This window comes from Nonomuraea ceibae, assembly GCF_019396325.1.
In the GTDB taxonomy this organism is placed as follows: Bacteria; Actinomycetota; Actinomycetes; order Streptosporangiales; family Streptosporangiaceae; genus Nonomuraea; species Nonomuraea ceibae.
The window spans coordinates 1-18,240 of the sequence record NZ_JAHKRO010000096.1 but is presented as its reverse complement, the minus strand read 5'-3'; the positions used below and the strand labels follow the sequence as shown (position 1 = coordinate 18,240).

17 protein-coding genes are annotated in these 18,240 nt (G+C 73.9%); 12 read left to right on the top strand and 5 right to left on the bottom strand.

Going from position 1 to position 18,240, the window contains the following annotated elements:
* Positions 1 to 72: 72 nt before the first annotated feature.
* The 9 genes from KME80_RS38095 to KME80_RS38055 all read left to right on the top strand — a co-directional run bounded on the left by KME80_RS38095 (position 73) and on the right by KME80_RS38055 (position 10,856).
* Positions 73 to 693 (top strand): hypothetical protein, encoded by a 621-nt coding sequence (locus tag KME80_RS38095; protein WP_219513204.1) that lies wholly within the window; start codon positions 73 to 75, stop codon positions 691 to 693.
* A gap of 137 nt (positions 694 to 830) precedes the next feature.
* Entirely contained in the window at positions 831 to 2,186 is a 1,356-nt protein-coding gene (locus KME80_RS38090; RefSeq protein ID WP_219513202.1) for an extracellular solute-binding protein, read from the top strand.
* A 1-nt stretch (position 2,187) separates the two neighbouring features.
* Positions 2,188 to 3,129 carry a carbohydrate ABC transporter permease gene (locus KME80_RS38085; protein ID WP_219513192.1) on the top strand — a complete coding sequence of 314 codons (942 nt, stop codon included), beginning with the start codon at positions 2,188 to 2,190 and terminating at the stop codon, positions 3,127 to 3,129.
* Positions 3,126 to 3,953: a carbohydrate ABC transporter permease gene (locus KME80_RS38080; protein ID WP_308126096.1), complete on the top strand. Its 828-nt coding sequence runs from the start codon at positions 3,126 to 3,128 to the stop codon at positions 3,951 to 3,953. Before KME80_RS38085 ends, KME80_RS38080 begins: the two co-directional genes overlap by 4 nt.
* On the top strand, positions 3,950 to 5,182 hold the full coding sequence (locus tag KME80_RS53610; protein ID WP_219513190.1) for a 6-phospho-beta-glucosidase: 1,233 nt from the start codon (positions 3,950 to 3,952) through the stop codon (positions 5,180 to 5,182). The genes KME80_RS38080 and KME80_RS53610 overlap by 4 nt, the downstream gene beginning before the upstream one ends.
* Entirely contained in the window at positions 5,179 to 6,147 is a 969-nt protein-coding gene (locus tag KME80_RS38070; RefSeq protein ID WP_219513187.1) for an N-acetylglucosamine kinase, read from the top strand. Before KME80_RS53610 ends, KME80_RS38070 begins: the two co-directional genes overlap by 4 nt.
* Positions 6,144 to 7,970 (top strand): glycoside hydrolase family 9 protein, encoded by a 1,827-nt coding sequence (locus tag KME80_RS38065; RefSeq protein WP_219513185.1) that lies wholly within the window; start codon positions 6,144 to 6,146, stop codon positions 7,968 to 7,970. The genes KME80_RS38070 and KME80_RS38065 overlap by 4 nt, the downstream gene beginning before the upstream one ends.
* Before the next feature lie 19 nt (positions 7,971 to 7,989).
* Positions 7,990 to 9,210: an ROK family transcriptional regulator gene (locus KME80_RS38060; RefSeq protein ID WP_219513183.1), complete on the top strand. Its 1,221-nt coding sequence runs from the start codon at positions 7,990 to 7,992 to the stop codon at positions 9,208 to 9,210.
* 188 nt (positions 9,211 to 9,398) lie between these two features.
* Positions 9,399 to 10,856: an MDR family MFS transporter gene (locus KME80_RS38055; RefSeq protein ID WP_308126095.1), complete on the top strand. Its 1,458-nt coding sequence runs from the start codon at positions 9,399 to 9,401 to the stop codon at positions 10,854 to 10,856.
* Between the two features lie 88 nt (positions 10,857 to 10,944).
* Here the strand turns inward: KME80_RS38055 and KME80_RS38050 are convergent, their stop codons facing one another.
* Both KME80_RS38050 and KME80_RS38045 read right to left on the bottom strand, forming a co-directional pair.
* Positions 10,945 to 11,775 (bottom strand): carbohydrate deacetylase, encoded by an 831-nt coding sequence (locus tag KME80_RS38050; RefSeq protein ID WP_219513181.1) that lies wholly within the window; start codon positions 11,773 to 11,775, stop codon positions 10,945 to 10,947.
* On the bottom strand, positions 11,772 to 13,139 hold the full coding sequence (locus tag KME80_RS38045; protein WP_219513173.1) for an MFS transporter: 1,368 nt from the start codon (positions 13,137 to 13,139) through the stop codon (positions 11,772 to 11,774). Before KME80_RS38045 ends, KME80_RS38050 begins: the two co-directional genes overlap by 4 nt.
* A 161-nt stretch (positions 13,140 to 13,300) precedes the next feature.
* Here KME80_RS38045 and KME80_RS38040 point away from each other — a divergent pair, with 161 nt between their 5' ends.
* The gene (locus KME80_RS38040) at positions 13,301 to 13,999 is read left to right on the top strand and encodes a histidine phosphatase family protein (protein ID WP_219513164.1); all 699 of its coding nucleotides are present in this window, start codon (positions 13,301 to 13,303) and stop codon (positions 13,997 to 13,999) included.
* Between the two features lie 70 nt (positions 14,000 to 14,069).
* Positions 14,070 to 14,726: a class I SAM-dependent methyltransferase gene (locus tag KME80_RS38035; protein WP_219513162.1), complete on the top strand. Its 657-nt coding sequence runs from the start codon at positions 14,070 to 14,072 to the stop codon at positions 14,724 to 14,726.
* On the opposite strand, the gene KME80_RS52975 is transcribed toward KME80_RS38035, so the two are convergent.
* The gene (locus tag KME80_RS52975; protein ID WP_219513160.1) at positions 14,694 to 15,392 is read right to left on the bottom strand and encodes a helix-turn-helix domain-containing protein; all 699 of its coding nucleotides are present in this window, start codon (positions 15,390 to 15,392) and stop codon (positions 14,694 to 14,696) included. The two genes, KME80_RS38035 and KME80_RS52975, sit on opposite strands and share 33 nt — an antisense overlap.
* Before the next feature lie 37 nt (positions 15,393 to 15,429).
* Positions 15,430 to 15,834 (bottom strand): nuclear transport factor 2 family protein, encoded by a 405-nt coding sequence (locus KME80_RS38025; protein WP_219513158.1) that lies wholly within the window; start codon positions 15,832 to 15,834, stop codon positions 15,430 to 15,432.
* Positions 15,835 to 15,900: 66 nt separating this feature from the next.
* Between KME80_RS38025 and KME80_RS38020 the strand changes: the two genes are divergently transcribed.
* Positions 15,901 to 16,476, top strand: a complete 576-nt coding sequence (locus tag KME80_RS38020) for a TetR/AcrR family transcriptional regulator (RefSeq protein ID WP_219513156.1) — start codon at positions 15,901 to 15,903, stop codon at positions 16,474 to 16,476.
* A gap of 423 nt (positions 16,477 to 16,899) precedes the next feature.
* Here KME80_RS38020 and KME80_RS38015 read toward each other — a convergent pair whose 3' ends face one another.
* Positions 16,900 to 17,934 carry a nitronate monooxygenase gene (locus KME80_RS38015; RefSeq protein ID WP_219513155.1) on the bottom strand — a complete coding sequence of 345 codons (1,035 nt, stop codon included), beginning with the start codon at positions 17,932 to 17,934 and terminating at the stop codon, positions 16,900 to 16,902.
* Positions 17,935 to 18,240: the final 306 nt, after the last annotated feature.

Genomic DNA, 18,240 nt, shown 5'->3' with positions numbered 1-18,240 from the left:
CCCCGCCTGAAGGGGTCTGACCTGGGTAGACGGACTGGTGGAAGAGCCTGCCCGACCGACCTGGGACCGACGATGCCGCACGACATGCCCGCGACCGCCTTCTGGATCGAGGCCGGGTTCGCGCACGGCGAGCCCCTTCAGGAGCTGTACGGGGAGCGGCTGGCCGCCTGGCGGACGGCGTTCGCCGCGACCGGGGACGAGCCGGAGGCGGGCGGCGTCGGGCTCGACCCGGTGCACTACGCGCTGGCCGCCTGGGAGCTGGCCACCGGCCCGGTCGCCGACCCGCCGTACGTGCGCCGCCATCCGCGCGTGCTCGACGCCACCTGCCACCGGCCGGAGGGCACGGCGCTGCTGCTGGCCGTGGTCGAGCTGGCCGCGCCCCAGCAGGTCGAGCTGCCCGGCGGCTGGCAGGACTGGCAGCCCCCGGACAGCTCGATGGGCACCTCGACGGGCACCTCGACGGGCACCTCGATGGCCGCTGACCAGTCGTTCGCCGTGCCTCCGTACGACCGCAAGGCCGCGCTGTGGTCGCTGGAGCTGCGGCTGCCGCTCGACACCGGCCGGCTGCCGGTGCCAACCCGGCCGCGCGCGGGCGGGCTGCCGAACCTGGGTGACGCGCAGGCCGCGCTGGAGGCGCTGATCGCCGAGCTCAACGCGCACGTGTGGCCGGTCATCGCCGCCCTGGAGAGTTAGTTAGGGTTCCTGCCCCTCAAACCAGAAGCAGTGGCATCACGAGTTGGTTTCGGGCCTTGACCGCGCCGATTCCGCCGCCTACGGTCCCATTCAAAGTTAGGAGTCTTTACTAACTCCCCGGCTCATAGGAGACCTCCGTGCGCTTCGTCCCTCTCGCGGTGGCCGGGTTACTGGCCCTGTCGCTGACCGCATGCACCGCGGGCAAGGAGGCGCCGCCGTCGCTCGGCGCCCAGCCCAAGCCCACCGCGAGCGGCACCGGACCGGCCGCCGCCACCCTGCCCCCCGCCACGCTGGAGCTGTGGCACGGCTTCTCCACCGACGTCGAGACGAAGGCGTTCGAGGAGGCCGTCACCGCCTTCACCGCGAAGTTCCCGCAGATCAAGGTCGTGACCAAGAAGGGCATCCAGGACGACCAGATCACCCAGGCGATCCGCGGCGGCAAGGCGCCCGACGTGGCCGCCTCGTTCACCACGGACAACGTCGCCCAGTGGTGCAAGTCCGGCGCGTTCCAGGACCTGACCCCGGTCATCGAGCAGGACGGCATCGACCTGACCGTGCTGCCGGCCGCCTCCCGGGCCTACACCGAGTTCGAGGGCAAGCGGTGCACGATGCCGCTGCTCGCCGACGCGTACGGGCTCTACTACAACAAGGCGCTGATGAAGGGCGAGCAGCCGCCGAAGACGCTGTCGGAGCTGACCGAGCTGACCAAGAAGCTCACCGTCCGCGACGCCGACGGCACCATCAAGGTCGCCGGGTTCATCCCGAGCTTCCAGTACTACGAGAACTCCCCCAGCCACCTCGGCCCGATGGTCGGCGCGAAGTGGTACAACCCCGACGGCACCTCGGCGATCGGCTCCGACCCGGCGTGGAAGCAGCTCCTGCGCTGGCAGAAGGAGCTCGTCGACTGGTACGGCTACGACAAGCTGGAGAAGTTCCGCAAGGGCCTGGGCGACGAGTGGGGCGCCGAGCACCCGTTCTTCGAAGGCAAGGTCGCCATGGTGCTCGACGGCGAGTGGCGCAACGCCATGATCGCCGCCGATCCCGACGCCAAGGACATGGACTACGGCACCGCGCCGCTGCCCGTCGCCGACGACAAGCCCGAGCTGTACGGCAGCGGCTTCACCGCCGGGACCGTGATCGGCGTGCCGCGCGGCGCCAAGCACCCGCAGCACGCCTGGGAGCTGGTCAAGCACCTGACCACCGACACCGAGTCGCTGGTGACGCTGTCGAACGCGCTGCGCAACGTGCCCACCACCAAGGCCGCCATGGAGCACCCGGACCTGGCCAGGGACGCCAACTTCAGCACGTTCCTCGACATCTTCGCCCACCCGAAGACCTCGACGCTGGCCGCGAACGTCAACAGCGTCTTCAACCAGGACGCCTTCTCCACGTTCCTCACCCAGTGGGAGAAGGGCGCGGTGAGCGACCTCGACGCCGGGCTGGCCGGGGTCGACAAGCGGATCAACGACAAGCTGAAGCTCGCCGGAGGCTGAGATGGTCTCCACCCGGATCGCGCCACCGCCCCGGTGGTGGCGCGGCGAGGGCGCCCGCGCCCTGCTGTGGCTGTCGCCGTGGCTCGTCGGCGTGGCGCTCTTCTTCGTCTACCCGCTGCTGTCCACGGTCTACTTCTCCTTCCACCGCTACGACCTGTTCACGCTGGAGTTCATCGGCCTGGACAACTACCGTTACGCCTTCTCCGACCCCCGCGTGCTGCAGTCGGCGCTCAACACGCTGTGGCTCGTGGTGTTCATGGTCCCGGCCCAGGTGGTGTTCGCGCTCGGCGTGGCGCAACTGCTGGCCAAGCTGAAGAGCGGCGGCGGCGTGCTGCGGACGATCTTCTACCTGCCGTCGCTGGTGCCGATGGTGGCCGGCACGGTCGCCTTCGTCTACCTGCTGAACCCGGCGACCGGCCCGGTCAACCAGGCGCTGGCCCGGCTCGGGATCACCGGCCCCGACTGGTTCGGCAGCGCCGCGTGGGCCAAGCCCAGCCTCACCCTGCTCGCCCTGTGGGGCGCGGGCAACACCATCATGATCTTCCTGGCGGCGCTGCTCGACGTGCCCAGGCACCTGTACGAGGCCGCCGCGATCGACGGGGCGGGCGCCTGGCGGCAGTTCCGCAGCGTCACGTTGCCGGTCATCTCGCCGGTGCTGATGTTCTCGGCGGTCACCGGGGTGATCTACGCGGTGCAGTACTTCACCCAGGCGATGATCGCCTCCCGGGTGGCGTCCGGGGCGACCGACTCGGCCGGCACCACGTTCACCCCGGGCTACCCGGACGGCTCGCTGCTCACGCTGCCCCAGCACCTGTTCCACACCGGGTTCCGCGACTGGTCGATGGGGCTGGCCTGCGTGCACGCGCTGCTGCTGTTCGTGGTGGCGATGGGCTTCACGCTGGTGCTGCTGCGCCAGTTCGGCCGGGCGGAGGCGGCGTCGTGACGCGCAGGCGCACGCTGATGTGGATCGCCCAGCACGCGCTGGCCATCGCGCTGGCGCTGATGTTCCTCGGCCCTGTCGTCTTCGTGGCGCTGACCGCGCTCATGACCGACGAGCAGGCGCTCACGAGCGAGCTGTGGCCGCGGCAGTGGAACTGGGCCAACTTCGCCGACGTGTTCGCCCGCTCCGAGCTGCTCACCTGGACGGTCAACACCTTCCTGTACGCGTCCCTGGCGACGCTGTTCATGCTGGTGTCGTCGGTGCCGGCGGCCTACGCGCTGGCCAGGTTCCGGTTCCGGGGGCGCAGGGCGGCGTTCCTCGTGGTGATCAGCGCGATGATGCTGCCTCCGCAGGTCGTCGCGGTGCCGATCTACCTGGTGTGGGCGCGGCTGGACCTGACGGACTCGCTGTGGCCGCTGATCCTGCCGATGCTGTTCGGGGACGCGTTCTCGATCTTCCTGTTGCGCCAGTTCCTCATCACGATCCCGCGCGACTACACCGACGCGGCCCGGGTGGACGGCTGCTCGGACGTGCGGATCCTGTTCACCGTCATCCTGCCGATGGCCCGTCCGGCGATCGCGGCGGTGGCGCTGTTCTCGTTCTTCTACTGCTGGAACGACTACTACGGGCCGCTGCTGTACGCGGGGGTCGACCAGGAGGGCTGGACCCTGTCGCTGGGGCTGGCCACCTTCAAGGCGTTCCACAGCGTGCAGTGGAACCTCACCATGGCCGCCACCCTGCTGGTGACGGCGCCGGTGATCATCGTTTTCCTCTTCGCCCAGCGGGTCTTCATCGAGGGCGTCACATTGACGGGAGTCAAGGGTTGAAACTCGCCGTGGTCGGGGGCGGCTCGACGTACACGCCGGAGCTGGTGGACGGGTTCGCCCGGCTACGGGATGAGCTGCCGCTGACGGAGCTGGTCCTGGTGGATCCGGCCGCGGAGCGGCTGGAACTGGTGGCGGGCATGGCCCGCCGGATGCTGCGCGCGGCCGGGCACCCGGCGACGGTGACCGCGACCGGCGACGTGCGCGAGGGCGTCGCCGGGGCGGCGGTCGTCCTGCTGCAGTTGCGGGTGGGCGGGCAGGCGGCCCGCGCCTCGGACGAGACGCTGCCCTTGCAGTGCGGCTGCGTCGGCCAGGAGACGACGGGCGCGGGCGGCCTGGCCAAGGCGCTGCGCACGGTGCCGGTGGTCCTGGACCTCGCCCGGCAGATCCGCGCGCACGCGCCCGAGGCGTGGATCGTCGACTTCACCAACCCGGTGGGGATCGTCACCAGGGCGCTGCTGGACGACGGGCACCGGGCGATCGGGCTGTGCAACGTGGCGATCGGCTTCCAGCGCCGCTTCGCCGCCATGCTCGGCGTCGAGCCGTCGCGGGTGGCGCTCGGCCACGCCGGGCTCAACCACCTGACGTGGGTGCGCGCGGTCTGGCTCGACGGGGAGGACGTGCTGCCGGACCTGCTCCGCGAGCGCGGCCAGGAGATCGCCGCCGACGTCGGGCTGCCGCGGGCGCTGCTGTCGAGGCTCGGCGCGGTGCCGTCGTACTACCTGCGCTACTACTACGCCCACGACCTCGTCGTGGCCGAGCAGCGCGCGGAGCCGCCCCGGGCGGCGCAGGTGGCCGCGATGGAGCAGGAGCTGCTGCAGTTGTACGCCGACCCGTCGGTGGACGCCAAGCCGGAGCTGCTGGCACGGCGGGGCGGCGCGTTCTACTCCGAGGCTGCCGTCGCGCTGATCGCCTCTTTGCTGGGCGACCGGGGCGACACCCAGGTCGTCAACGTGCGCAACGGCGGCACGCTGCCGTTCCTGCCGGACGACGCGGTCATCGAGGTCCCGGCCAGGATCACCGCCTCCGGGGCCGAGCCGCTGCCCGTCGCCCCGCTGGAGCCGCTGTACGCCGGCCTGGTCGCGCACGTGTCGGCGTACGAGACGCTGGCCCTCGGCGCCGCCCTGCGCGGCGGGCGCGACCGGGTCACCGACGCGCTGCTCGCCCACCCGCTCGTCGGCCAGGAGCACCTGGCGCGCGAGCTGGCGGGGCTGCTGGAGGCCGCCGGATGAGGACGATCCTGGCGGTCGACGGCGGCAACAGCAAGACCGACCTCGCGCTGGTCGCCGAGGACGGCGCGGTGCTCGCGACCGGCCGGACCGGCCCGTTCGTGCCGCAGAGCGCCGGGGTGGACGTCGCCGCCGGCGTGGTGGAGCGCGGCGCGCGGGCGCTGCGCGACGGCATGGCCGCGCCGTACGCCGACGTGATGGCCGCCTTCCTGGCCGGGGCCGACTTCCCCGCCGAGGAGGACGCGCTGCGCGCCGAGTTCCTGGCGCTCGGCTGCGCGGGCGAGGTGTCGGTGGCCAACGACACGTTCGCGGTGCTGCGCGCGGGCGCGTCGAGGCCGTGGGGCGTCGTCGTCGTGTGCGGGGCCGGGATGAACGCCGCGGGCGTCTCCCCGTCCGGCGAGGTCGCGCGCTTCCCGGCGCTCGGCAGGCGCAGCGGCGACTGGGGCGGCGGCGAGGACCTGGCCGACCGGGTGCTGTGGCACGCCGCCCGCATGGAGGACGGCCGCGGCCCGGCCACCGCGCTGGCCGACCTGGTCGTCACGCACTTCGGCACGGCGAGCGTCACGGAGGTGGTGCTCGCCCTGCACTTCGGCGAGCTGGACCCGGCCCGGCTGCACGAGCTGGTGCCGGGCCTGCTCGCCGTGGCCGGCGACGGCGACGCCGTGGCCAGGGGCGTGGTCGCGCGGCAGGCCGAGGAGGTCGCGGTGATGGCCACGGTCTGCCTGGACCGGCTCGGCCTGCTGCGCACGCCCGCCGAGGTGGTGCTCGGCGGGAGCGTGCTGACCGCGCGGGACCCGTACCTGCATGGGATGATCGAGTCCGCGATCGGCGCGAGCGCGCCGGACGCGAGCGTCGTGGTCAGCACCCTCCCCCCTGTCGCGGGCGCCGCCCTGGCCGGACTCGACCTGCTCGGCGCGGCCGAGACCGCGCGGACCCGTGTTCGCGATCACTTCAGGAGGAGCGGATGAGAAAGCTGATCCCCGCCGCGCTCGCGCCGGCTCTGCTGGTGACCATGCTGGCGACGACGAACGCCACCGCCCAGGCCGCGTCGCCCGCGCACGTCCGGGTGGACCAGGTCGGCTACTGGCCGGAGGAGGCCAAGCACGCCTACCTGATGACGCGGCAGCGGGCCGCCGGGCGCTTCACCGTGGTCGACCACCGGGGCCGGGTGGTGCTCACCGGGCGCGCCGGCCGGGACCGGGGCGCCTGGAACAGCCGCTACCCGCACGTCCACGACCTCGACCTGTCCCGGCTGCGCACGCCCGGCCGCTACCGGGTCAAGGCGGGCGGGGCGACCTCGGCCGAGTTCGAGATCGCGCCGAAGGGCGACACGGCGGCCAAGGTGGTGGGCTTCTTCGGCCTCCAGCGCGACGGCGCCGAGGCGACGCGCAGGCCCAGCCACCTCAACGACCGGGCCGCCACGGTCTACGACTGGCCCGAGTTCACCGGGCCCGACACCGACCAGGTCAAGGGCGAGCTGAAGAAGATCGGCGGGCCGGTCGACGTCGAGGGCGGCTGGTTCGACGCGGGCGACTATCTCAAGTTCACGCACATCCTGGCGTACGTGGACACGCTGCTGTGGGCGGCCCAGCGGGACGGCGAGGTACGCGGTTCCGCCCTGCGGGCCGAAGCCACCCACGGGCTGAAGTATCTGGACAAGATGTGGGATGAGGAGTCGAAGACCCTCTACATCCAGGTCGGCATCGGCGCCGGCAACGCCGAGGGCACCTTCGTCGGCGACCACGACGTCTGGCGCCTGCCCGAGGCCGACGACGGCGACACCGCCGAAGGCCACCACTTCATCCGCAACCGCCCGGTCTTCCGCGCCGCCGCCCCCGGCACGCCGATCAGCCCCAACCTGGCCGGGCGCACCGCCGCCGCCTTCGCCCTGGCCGCCCAGCTCGAACCCTCGCTCGAACGCGCCCGCGAGCTGCTGGCCAAGGCGGCCTCCGTCTACGGCATGGCCAGGACGACCGGCGTGGACCGGCTGGTGACCTCCCTGCCGCACGCCTTCTACCCCGAGAGCGTCTGGCGCGACGACATGCAGCTCGGCGGCGCCGAGCTGGCCCTGGCCGCGCAGCGCCTGGGCGACCCGCGCGCCGGGCGCTGGCTGGCCGACTCGGCCCGCTGGGCGCGCGGCTACCTCGACGAGGAGCAGGGCGACACGCTCAACCTGTACGACGTGAGCGCGCTGGCCCACGCCGACCTCCTCAAGGCCATGCGCGCGGCGGGCGCCGGCGGGCTGGCCGTCACCGAGGCCGACCTCGTCGCCGGGCTCCGGGCGCAGCTCGACCTCGGGACGCGCCGGGCCGCCGCCGACCCGTTCCGCGCCGGGGCGCGCTACGACGCGTTCGACTCGGTGCCGCACGCCTTCGGCCTGGCCGCCACGGCCCGCCTCTACCGGTCGGCGACCGGGTCGCGCGCCTACGACGCCTTCGGCACCCAGCAGCGCAACTGGGCGCTCGGCGCGAACCCGTGGGGCGTCTCCTTCGTCGCCGGGGTGGGCAAGCGCTCGATCGCCTGCCCGCACCACCAGATCGCCAACATCACCGGCAGGCCCGCCACCGGCGCCGTCGTCAACGGGCCCAACGACGCGAAACTGTTCGAGGACGGCCTCGGCGGGCACTTCGAGGAGATGCCGCCCTGCCCCGCCGACGGCAAGGACCGCTACGAGCGCTTCACCGGCCACGGCAGCCGTTTCGCCGACGACGTCCGCTCCTGGCAGGCCTCCGAGCCGGCCGACGATTTCGCGGCCATCGCCCTGTACGCTCTCACGTTGACGTCAACGTGACGCCGACGCGGGAGGTGACGTGAAGCCGCCTGTCCACGGCACTCCGAGGCTGATGCGCGCGATCAACGACCGCGCCGCGCTGCGCATCCTGCTGGAGAAGGGCCCGCTGACCCGGCCCGAGCTGAGCGAGCTGACCGGCCTGTCCAAGCCGACGGCCTTCCAGCTCCTGGCCCGGCTCCAGGAGGCGGGCCTGGTGGTCAGCGACGGCGTCCGGGCGGGCCAGCCCGGCCGCACCGCCGAGGTCTACCGGGTCAACGCCGCCGCCGCGTACGTGGCCGCGCTCGACGTCACGCCGGAGCGGATCGACGTACAGGTGGCCGACATCACCGGCGCGGTCGCCGGCGAGGCCCGCTGTCCCGCGCCGTCACCGGCGGACGGCGACCTGACCGCGCGGTTGCGGGCGGCGGTCGAGGCGGCGCGTCCGCCCGGCCCGCTGCACCGCGTCGTCATCGGCGTGCAGGGGGCCGTCGACCCCACGACCGGGCGGCTCGACTACGCCACCGCCGAGGACATGCCCGGCTGGCAGATCCCCGACCTGGTGCCGACGCTCACCGCCGGTCTCGGCGTCACCGTCGACGTGGAGAACGACGTCAACCTCGTCGCGCTCGCCGAGCAGGCGCGCGGCGCTGCGGCCGGCTGCCCCGACTTCGTGCTGCTGTGGGCGGGCGAGGGGCTGGGGGCCGCGCTGGTGATCGGCGGGCGGCTGCACCGCGGCTTCTTCGGCGGCGCGGGCGAGATCGGCTACATGCCCATCCCGGGCGCGGCCACCGCCCGCGACGGCGGCGGCAGGTTCGGTCACCACGGCTACCAGGCGCTGGCCGGCGGGCCCGCCGTGCAGGACCTGCTGCGCTCCTACGGCGTCCACGGCGCCGACTTCCACGAATCGGTCGCCGCCGCCGTGCGCCTGGCGGGCGGCACCGGGCGGGCCGCCGAGGAGGCCGCCGCCGGGCTGCGCACGGTGGCCGCGCGGATCGCGCTCGGCCTGGCGACCATCGCCTCGGTCGTCGACCCGGGGCTCGTCGTGCTGGCCGGGAGCCTGGTGTCAGCCGGTGGCGAACGGCTGCGCGACCTCGTCGAGCGCGAGTTGCGGGTGCTCGACGCCGAGCGGCTGCGGGTGCTGCTGTCGGCCGTCGAGGGCAACCCGGTGCTGGTCGGGGCGATGGATCTGGCGCTCGCCCGGGTGCGGGACGAGGTGTTCGGCCATGCCGCCCGCGACGCGCCGGCGGCGGCGGGCCGTTGATCTTTTCCCGGGAACCGTGCGGTGAAAACCAGGTGACATTTCACCGCACATCCCGGAATGCTGGGCACGGTCGATGAGTTTTGTCAGTGGCGCCGGTCAGTCTGTACATGTCCGCATCTTCATGTGAGACCGACGGCCGGGACACCGGCCCTGACCGCTTTCCGCCCCACGACCCCAAACGAGGTACCGTGTCCAGCCGACTGCTCGATCCACCCGCCACGCCCGCGGCCACCAGGAAAGGCCGCACGCCGCCCGTGATCCGGCTGCTGGTGCTGGCCACCTTCGTGGTCATCCTCAACGAGACCATCATGATCAACGCGATCCCCCGGTTGATGACCGCGCTGCACATCACCGAGCAGACCGCGCAGTGGCTCTCGACGGCCTTCATGCTGACCATGGCCGCGGTGATCCCGATCACCGGCTGGTTCCTGCAGCGGGTGTCCACCCGCAGCGCCTATGCCACCGCGATGGGGTTGTTCCTGGCCGGCACCGCGCTGGCCATCGTGGCGCCGACGTTCGAGGTTCTGCTGGGGGCCCGGATCATCCAGGCGGCCGGCACCGCCGTCATGATGCCGCTGTTGATGACCACGCTGATGAGAGTGGTGCCCGAGGAGGACCGGGGCCGCGTGATGGGCAACGTCACGCTGGCCATGTCGGTCGCGCCCGCGATGGGCCCGACCGTGTCCGGCATCATCCTCCACTTCGGGTCGTGGCGCCTGCTGTTCGCCGTCGTGCTGCCGATCGCCGCCCTGATCACCTGGGGCGGGCTCAAGCGCCTGGAGAACGTCGGCGAGAGCCAGGTGAGCAGCATCGACTGGCTCAGCGCCGTCACCGCCGCGGCCGGCTTCGGCGGCCTCGTCTACGGGCTCAGCCGGTTCGAGGGCGGCGACGCCCGGGTGGCCTCCGCGATCGTGGTGGCGGGGCTCGTCACCATCGGCGTCTTCGTGCTGCGCCAGCTCTCGCTGCAGAAGCGCGGCGTGCCGCTGCTCGACCTGCGCACCCTGCGCCACCGCACCTACACGGTCGCGCTGATCATGATGTCGGTGGCCTTCATGGCGATGCTCGGCTCGATGATCCTGCTGCCGCTCTACCTGCAGAGCGTCCGGGGGCTCAGCGCCCTGGAGACCGGCCTGCTGGTCATGCCGGGCGGGCTGGCGATGGGGCTGCTCGGGCCGACCGTCGGCCGCATGTTCGACCGGTTCGGCGGCCGGGTGCTCGTCGTCCCCGGCGCGATCGGGATCATGCTCGCGCTCGCCGGGTTCACGCAGGTGTCGATGACCATGCCCTACTGGCAGGTGCTCGGCCTGCACGCGCTGCTCATGGTGAGCCTGGCGGCGACCTTCACGCCGGTGTTCACGCTGGGGCTCGGCGCGGTCCCGCCGCCGCTCTACTCCCACGGCAGCTCGATCCTGAGCACGCTGCAGCAGGTCGCCGCCGCGTTCGGCACCGCGCTCGTCGTCACCGTGATGAGCGCGCGGGCCGAGACGCTGAAGGCGACCGGGGTCACCGACACGCTCGCCGCTCTCGGCGGGATGCGGCTGGCGTTCGTCATCGGGGCGGTGCTGTCGGTGGCCGTGGTCGCCACGGCCCTGCTCCTGCCGGCCCGCGCCGCCAACAGCGGCGGCCACCAGCCCGTCGGCCACTGACGGCGGGCCGGCACTCGCAGTCGGCCGGCACTGGCAGCGGGCCGCACGCCGGCTGGGCCTTACGGGGCCAGGCCCAGCTCGGCCGGGATCAGGGCCACCAGCCCGGGACCACCTCGACGTCCTCGCTGCGGAGGGCGTCGAGCCACACCGGGTCCCGCAGCAGCCGCGCCTCCCACGTGCGGACGACGCCGTCGGGGCCGGTGACCGCGTCCTCGCTCGACGGATGCAGGAACAGCTCGCTGGCGCCCTCCGGCAGGGCGGCGAGCCGGCGCAGGTAGTCGTCCCGGAGCCGCTCGTAGCCGCCCAGGTCGGCGGCCGTGCGCCGGTTGGTGGCGATCGTCCGGGGGATGGCGACGCCCAGGGCGTCGGCGTACGCGACGGCCCGCTCGTGCGCCGCGGCCAGCGGGGGCGGCAGCGGCCCGCCGAAGTACGGCTCCGGGTCGCGGGGCAGCCGGAAGGCGAGGCCGTGGCGGGCGCACCACTCGAGCGCCTCGGCCAGCCATGACCTGCCGTGCAGCCCGTACAGGGTGCCGGCGTGGGAGTCGGCCGCGACGGGCGCGGCGCCGCGCTCGCGCATCCAGCGCAGTTGCGCGTCCGCCTCGCCGATGACGTCGCCCGCCTCGCCGCGCGCCCCGAGCACCATCGGGTCGTCGCTGAGCGTGCCGTCGGGGTCGGCGAGGCTCGCCCCGCCGTTCAGCGGCCGCCAGCGCGGGAGCCCGCGCTCGCTGGTGAGCGTCACGTGCACCCGGGGCACGACGCCGAGCTCGCGCACCCGGGCGACGGCCCGATCGGCCTCGGGCGAGACGCAGATGAGCGTCGTCGCGCTGACGTGCCCCTCGGCGAGCAGGCCGGCGATGACGTCCGTCGTCCCGGGCTCCCTGCCGAGGTCGTCCGCCGTGATCACCACCCGCCGCCTCACGGGGAACGCTCCCCCGCCGCCTCGCCCGCCGGGCCGGTCTCCAGGGGAACCGTCTCCAGCGGGACCGAGACGAAGCGTGCCGCGACCGCGCCGGCGGCCGTCAGGGCGAACGGGTAGACGCACAGGTAGACGCGGAAGGCGAGGCCCGGGTCGGCGCCGGGGTCGTCGCCCGAGTTGTAGCCGAAGAAGACGCCCAGCGAGGTGAGCGCGAGCCCGGTCACGATCCCGTTGAGCCGGCCGAAGAACCCGAACGCCGACAGGAAGAGCCCTTCGCGGTGCTCCCCGTTGCGCACCGCGTCGGCGTCCAGGACCCGGGCGACGATGAGGTCGTTCGTGGCGAGCATCCCCGACCAGCCGGCTCCGACGAGCACCCCGGCGGCGATGGCGGTGACGAGGTCGGTGGCGAGGAACAGGGCGGCGAAGCCGGCCGCGAGGACCGCGAAGGCGAGCCGCCAGGCCCGCAGGGCGCCGCGCCTGGCCACGACGCGCGTCCACACGACGAGGCCGCCCGCCGTGACGAGGATGACGATGCCCTGGAGGTAGAGGGCGTTGCCGACGGGCAGCCCGAGCGAGTAGCGGACGTAGAGCTGGATGCCGGAGAGCACGAGCGCCATCGCGATCCCGTAGCAGGCCCCGGTGAGCCCGACCGTCCAGAACATCCGGTTGCGCACGATCGACCACACGCTGGGCAGCAGCCGGGGCCGCTCCCGGGTGGAGTAGCGGGGCCGCTCGCGCGCGCCGAGCGCCATGAACGCGATGACGGCGAACGCGATCACGCCGTAGATGATCGCGGTGGTCCGGAAGCCCTCGGTGCTGTCCTCGGTGCCGAACACGCCGGTGGTGAGCACCGGGGTGACGGCGAGCGAGATGACCAGGGCGACGAGCTGGAAGCCCTGGCGCAGGCTGTTGGCGACCGCCCGGTCGCGCTCCTTCGGGTAGAGCTCGGGCAGCAGCGCGCCGTAGTTGGCGTTGAGCATCGAGTCGAAAGCCTCGCACAGGATCGCGAACACCGCGAACCACAGCACGAGCCCGATGCCGTCCAGCGACTCCGGCGCGGAGAAGAACGCGATCATGCAGGCGGCGAGCATCGGCGCGCCGGCGAGCAGCCAGGGCCGGCGCCGGCCGTACCGGGTCCTGGTGCGGTCGGAGAGGTGGCCGAGCAGCGGGTTGTCGATCGCGTCGATGACCGCGTAGATCACCATGACCGCGCCGTACGCCCGGACGTCGAGCCCGAGGATGTCGACGTAGAAGAGGATCATCGATCCCTTGATCATGTTGATCGGGATGGACGTGCCCAACATCCCGATGGCGTAGCGCCACGCGGGTGTCCGCGCCGGGGCGGAGGGCGTGCCGGGCTGGGCCACGCGATCACCTTCCTTGCCGCGCCGGGCGGCGGCTGCCGGTCCGGTTGCGGTGATGCTTGCCGGTGATCTCGGGCGCGTCAAGACCGGGCCCGGCAACGAATCGGCCTACGGGCTCGGGCGCGGACCGATCAGTAGAGTAATGTTCGGTAGCTGTGGGATCTGTGAGTGACAAGCCGGTCGCGTACCGGCAGAGCCGGTTCCGTACGCCGCCCGGGGCCGCCGAGGTTCTGCTGGTGCGGCACGGCGAGTCCGAGCCGGCGCGCCCGGACCGGCCGTTCCCGCTGGTGGACGGCCACGGCGACCCGGAGCTCGCGCCCGAGGGCCGCGAGCAGGCCGAACGGGTGGCGCGGCGGCTCGCCGCCGAGCGCGTCGACGCCGTCTACGTGACGACGCTGCGGCGCACCGTCCAGACCGCCGCGCCGCTGGCCGCCCGGCTCGGCCTGACGCCGGTCGTGGAGCCGGGGCTGCGCGAGGTGCACCTGGGCGAGTGGGAGGGCGGCCTGTTCCGGCGGATGGTCGCCGAAGGGCATCCGGCCGCCCGGCGGATGACGGCCGAGGAACGCTGGGACGCGATCCCGGGCGCTGAGCCCGCGGCGGCCTTCTCCGGCCGGGTCCGCGACGCGCTCGCCCGGCTCGCCGCCGCCCACCCGGACGGGCGGATCGTCGTCGTCACCCACGCCGGGGTGATCGCCGAGGCGCTGGCCCAGGCCACGGGGTCGCGGCCGTTCGCGTTCCTCGGCGCGGACAACGGGTCGGTGTCGCACCTGGTCCTGACCGGCGCCCGCTGGGTCCTGCGCCGCTTCAACGACACCGCGCACCTGGAGCCGGGGTTCACCACCACCGCGACCCTGCCCACCTGAGCCCCCTCTCCCCTCAGGGGCGAGCGTTCCGTTCAAGACCGCGCGCCGCCGGGCGGCCGATACTGCGCCCATGTCTGAACAGACCTTCACCCCCGCCCTGGGCCGCCTCGGCCTCACCCGGCTGTACGACCCGGTGCTGCTCGCCCTCACCCGGGAACGGCTCTGGCGCCGCCTGGTGGCCGCGCAGGTGGCGCCCCGGCCGGGCGACACGATCGTGGACGTCGGCTGCGGCACCGGCACCCAGGCGCTGCTCCTGCACCGCCTCGAACCCCAGGCCCGGATCGTCGGCGTCGACCCCGACCCGGACACGCTGGCGCTGGCCCGGCGCAAGTCCGGCGACGCCCCGCACGCCCCGCGCTGGCTGCTCGGCATGGGCGACGCGCTGACCGAGCTCATCGCCCCCGGCTCCGCCGACACCGCCGTGTCGAGCCTGGTCCTCCACCAGTGCCCGCTGCCGATGAAACGGGCGATCCTCGCCTCGGCGCACGCCGTCCTGCGGCCCGGCGGCAAGCTGGTGATCGCCGACTACGGGCTGCAGCGGACCGCGCTGATGCGGCTGGCGTTCCGCGCCGTGCAGCTCGCCGACGGGCGGCAGGACACCCAGCCCAACGCCGACGGCGTGCTGCCCGCGCTGATGACCGGCGCGGGGTTCGATGACGTACGGGAGGCCGCCGTGGTGCCCACGGTGACCGGCTCAATCTCCGTGTACGTCGCCGCGCGGGGCTGACCGGCGCACCATCGGGACCACGGCCGCCGGGGTGAGCCCGATCATCTCGCGCAGCCGCCGATGGAAGTGCGCCTGGTCGGCGAAGCCGCCGTCGACCGCGGCTTCGGCGATCGAGCGTCCCTCGCTCAACGCCCTGGCCGCCCGCGTGAGGCAGCGCCAGATCCGCCAGCGCGCGAGCGGCATCCCGAGCTGCCGCACGGCCAGGGCGCGCAGGCGTTGCGGGGACAGCCCGGCCTCGGCCGCCGCGGCGGCGACCCGTACACCCGGGCGGGCCAGCGCCTCCATCGCCGCCAGCAGCCTGGGGTCGAGCGCGCCGGACGGCCGGCCGGCGAACCGCACGTCCTCCTCCCGCAGCCCGCGCAGGTCGCCCGCCACCGTGACGCCGGTCCCGCAGCGGGCGCGCAGCACGGCGGCGAACGCGCACTGCGGCTCCACGAACCAGGTGCGCAGCCCGGCCGCCGCCGGCATGCGGTGGCGCACCAGGGGCGGCACGATCACCGCCGCGCCCCGATGGCAGGCGCCCGACTCGTCCACCACGACCGCTTCGCCCACGTCGGCGGCGGTCACCTGGTAGGCGGCGTGCCGATGCTCGCCGACGCCCGCCGACGGCCCCCGGTAGAACGCGTACCCCTCGCCGATGACGAACCGCCCGGCCACCGCTTCCACGACAGCGCAGCCTATCCGCGACCCCGCCGGGGGCGGCTCAGGCGGTTGCGGCCAGGGCCTCGTGCCAGCGGGCGGTGTCGGTGTACTGGTGCAGCCAGGAGATCCGGCCGTCGGTGACACGCCACAGATGGGCGAACTCCGCCTCGTACGCGCGGCCGCTCCCGCGCGACACGCCCCGGTAGGAGCCGGTGACCACCACCAGGCCGTCGGCGGTCTCGTGCCAGCTCTCGGCGTAGGGCGCGGTGTCGTACGCGGCGAACACCGCACCCCACACCCGGACCAGCGTCTCCTCCGGCCCCTCGAACGCGCCTCCCGCCCCGCACGGCATCCCCGGCGCGGTGCGGGCGCGGAACTCCGGATGCAGCAGCGCGAGGATCGCGCCGCCGTCGCCCGCCTGGGCGGCGCGGTAAAAGCCTCGGACGACCTCGGACGCCGTGGACATGCGGACTCCCTTTGTAGATGCGATATTCTAGAACGCACTCACTATTATTACCGGAAGGTACACCGCGTGGGCAGAGCAGCCAAGTTCGACCGCGACCAGATCCTCGACGCCGCCCTGGCCATCACGGCCGCCGACGGCCCCCCGGCCGCCACCATGGGCGCCGTCGCCGCCCGGCTCGGCGCGCCGACCGGGTCCCTGTACCACCGGTTCGGCTCCCGCGACCTCATGCTCGCCACCCTGTGGATCCGCACCGTACGGAGCTTCCAGCGCGGCTTCGTCGACGCGCTCACCGCCGGCGACGCCCGCGAGGCGGCACTGCACACCCCCCGCTGGTGCCGCCGCCACCCCGCCGAAGGCGCCCTGCTGCTGCTCCACCGGCGCCACGACCTGGCCGCCCGATGGCCCGCCGAACTCGGCCCCGACCTCGCCACCCTCAACGCCGAAGTGGGCGACGCCCTGGACGCCTACACCGCCCGCCACCCGGACGTGGACCGGGAGCGCCTGACCTTCGCCACGATCGACGTCCCGTACGCCGCCGTCCGCCGCCACCTCCTGGACCACCGCCCCCCGCCCGCGACGGTCGACACCCTCATCACCACCACCTGCGACGCCCTCCTCCCACCCACCCCACCCCCCGCCTGACCCCGAGCGCACCCCCCGGCACCGGGCAGCCCGCTGCGCTCGGAGCGCCCCCGCACGGGGTGGCCGCACGGGGTGGCCGCACGGGGTGGCCGCACGGGGTGGCCGCACGGGGTGCGCTCCTACACGGGGAAGCTCCGCCCTGGAAGGCCCGCACAAGAAGGCTCCACACGAAGAGCCCCGCACGGGGAAGCTGCGCCCTAGGAGGCCCGCATGAGGAGGCCCCGCACGGGAGTGCGCCCTTACACGGGATGGCCCCGCTCAGGGTGGGCCCGGCACGGATGCGCCACGCACAGGTGCGCCCAGCTCGGGTTCGCCCAGCTCGGGTGGCGTCCAGCCTGGGGGACGGCCTACGGAGGGCGGGCGGCTGGTGGCCTCGGCGGGGCAGGCTGCTGGTCTACGAGCGTTCGGGCCCGTGCGGAGAGGTCAGAGCGCGGCGGCGAGGCGGGTGAGGGTTTCGGGGGTGGGTTCCGGGCGGGCGTGGCGGTGGCCGGTGCCCGCCCAGAGGTGGATGAGCCGGGTGTCGCCGGCGGCGGTGGCGGCCTTGCGGAGCGGGCTGGTGAGGTGGTGCAGGGCGGGGTAGCCGGGCGGGGCGACGGCGTCGTAGCGGTCGGTGAAATGGTTGCGCAGGGCGCGGGCGGGGCGGCCGGTGAAGGCGCGGGTGACGACCGTGCCGTCGAAGGCCGGGTCGGTGAGGGCGTTCTTGTGCGGTTCGGAGGCGCCGCTTTCGTGGGTGCGCAGCAGGACGGTGCCGACCATGGCGGCTTCGGCTCCGGCGCGCAGGGTGGCGGCCACGTCGGCGGCGGTGGCGATCCCGCCCGCGCCGATGATCGGGAGGCCGCCGACAGCCTGGCGTACCTGGGTGATCAGGTCGGGGAGGGTGACGGACAGCGGCGGCGGGGTGGCCGGGGTCAGGGTGGCGGAGTGGCCGCCGGCGGCGGGGGCCTGGACGATGAGCGCATCCACGCCCGCGTCGGCGGCTGCGCGGGCCTCGTCGGCGGTGGTGACGGTCTGCAGGACGGTGGTCCCGGCGTCACGCAGGGCCGTGACGGCCGCGCTGCCGGGCAGGCCGAAGGTGAACGACACCCACGGGACGGGGTCGGTGACGAGCAGGTCGAGCTTGTCGGCCCAGTGGTCGTCGTCCTCGATCGGGTCGGCGGGCAGGGTGAGGCCGTACGGGTCGGCCTCGCGCCGCACCTCGGCCGCGTACGCGCGGTAGGCCGCCGGGTCGACGGGGACCGGGTTGGGGGCGAACACGTTGACGCCGAACGGCACACCCGCCGCGCGTACCGCCTGGATCTGGGTGGCGAGCAGGTCGGGGCTCTTGTAGCCGGCGGCGAGGAACCCGAGGCCGCCTGCGCGTGCGGCGGCGGCCACCAGGTCGGGGGTGCTCGGTCCACCGGCCATCGGCGCGGCGAGGATCGGCAGGCCGGCTCCGACGTGGGACAGCAGAGCGCTCATGCCCGCATTGTCCACCGCACCGCACCCCGACCCCCGGTCCGGGGGTCAGGCCCCGCTTCGGAGTGGCGCGAACGCGGGCACGGGGTCGGGGGTTGAGGCGGGGGTGGGCACCGGACGAGGGCCGGTTCCGGGCGCGGGTCCCGAGGGCGAAGGCGGTCCTGGCCTCTGGGGCGCAGCCGGAGGCCAGGGCGCGGGTTCCGAGGGCGAAGGCGGTCCTGGCCTCGGGGGGCGCAGCCGGAGGCAAGGGGTGGACCCGGGCATGGGGGCGGTTTGGGCGGGGGCGGACCCGGGCGGGGGTGGGGTTAG

Excerpts from the sequence above, each read along its gene's own strand:
- KME80_RS38070 (WP_219513187.1), top strand. The coding sequence starts at position 5,179 with ATGAGGACGATCCTGGCGGTCGACGGCGGCAACAGCAAGACCGACCTC.
- KME80_RS38035 (WP_219513162.1), top strand. The coding sequence starts at position 14,070 with ATGTCTGAACAGACCTTCACCCCCGCCCTGGGCCGCCTCGGCCTCACC.
- KME80_RS38085 (WP_219513192.1), top strand. The coding sequence starts at position 2,188 with ATGGTCTCCACCCGGATCGCGCCACCGCCCCGGTGGTGGCGCGGCGAG.
- KME80_RS38065 (WP_219513185.1), top strand. The coding sequence starts at position 6,144 with ATGAGAAAGCTGATCCCCGCCGCGCTCGCGCCGGCTCTGCTGGTGACC.
- KME80_RS38015 (WP_219513155.1), bottom strand. The coding sequence starts at position 17,934 with ATGAGCGCTCTGCTGTCCCACGTCGGAGCCGGCCTGCCGATCCTCGCC.
- KME80_RS38095 (WP_219513204.1), top strand. The coding sequence starts at position 73 with ATGCCGCACGACATGCCCGCGACCGCCTTCTGGATCGAGGCCGGGTTC.
- KME80_RS38025 (WP_219513158.1), bottom strand. The coding sequence starts at position 15,834 with ATGTCCACGGCGTCCGAGGTCGTCCGAGGCTTTTACCGCGCCGCCCAG.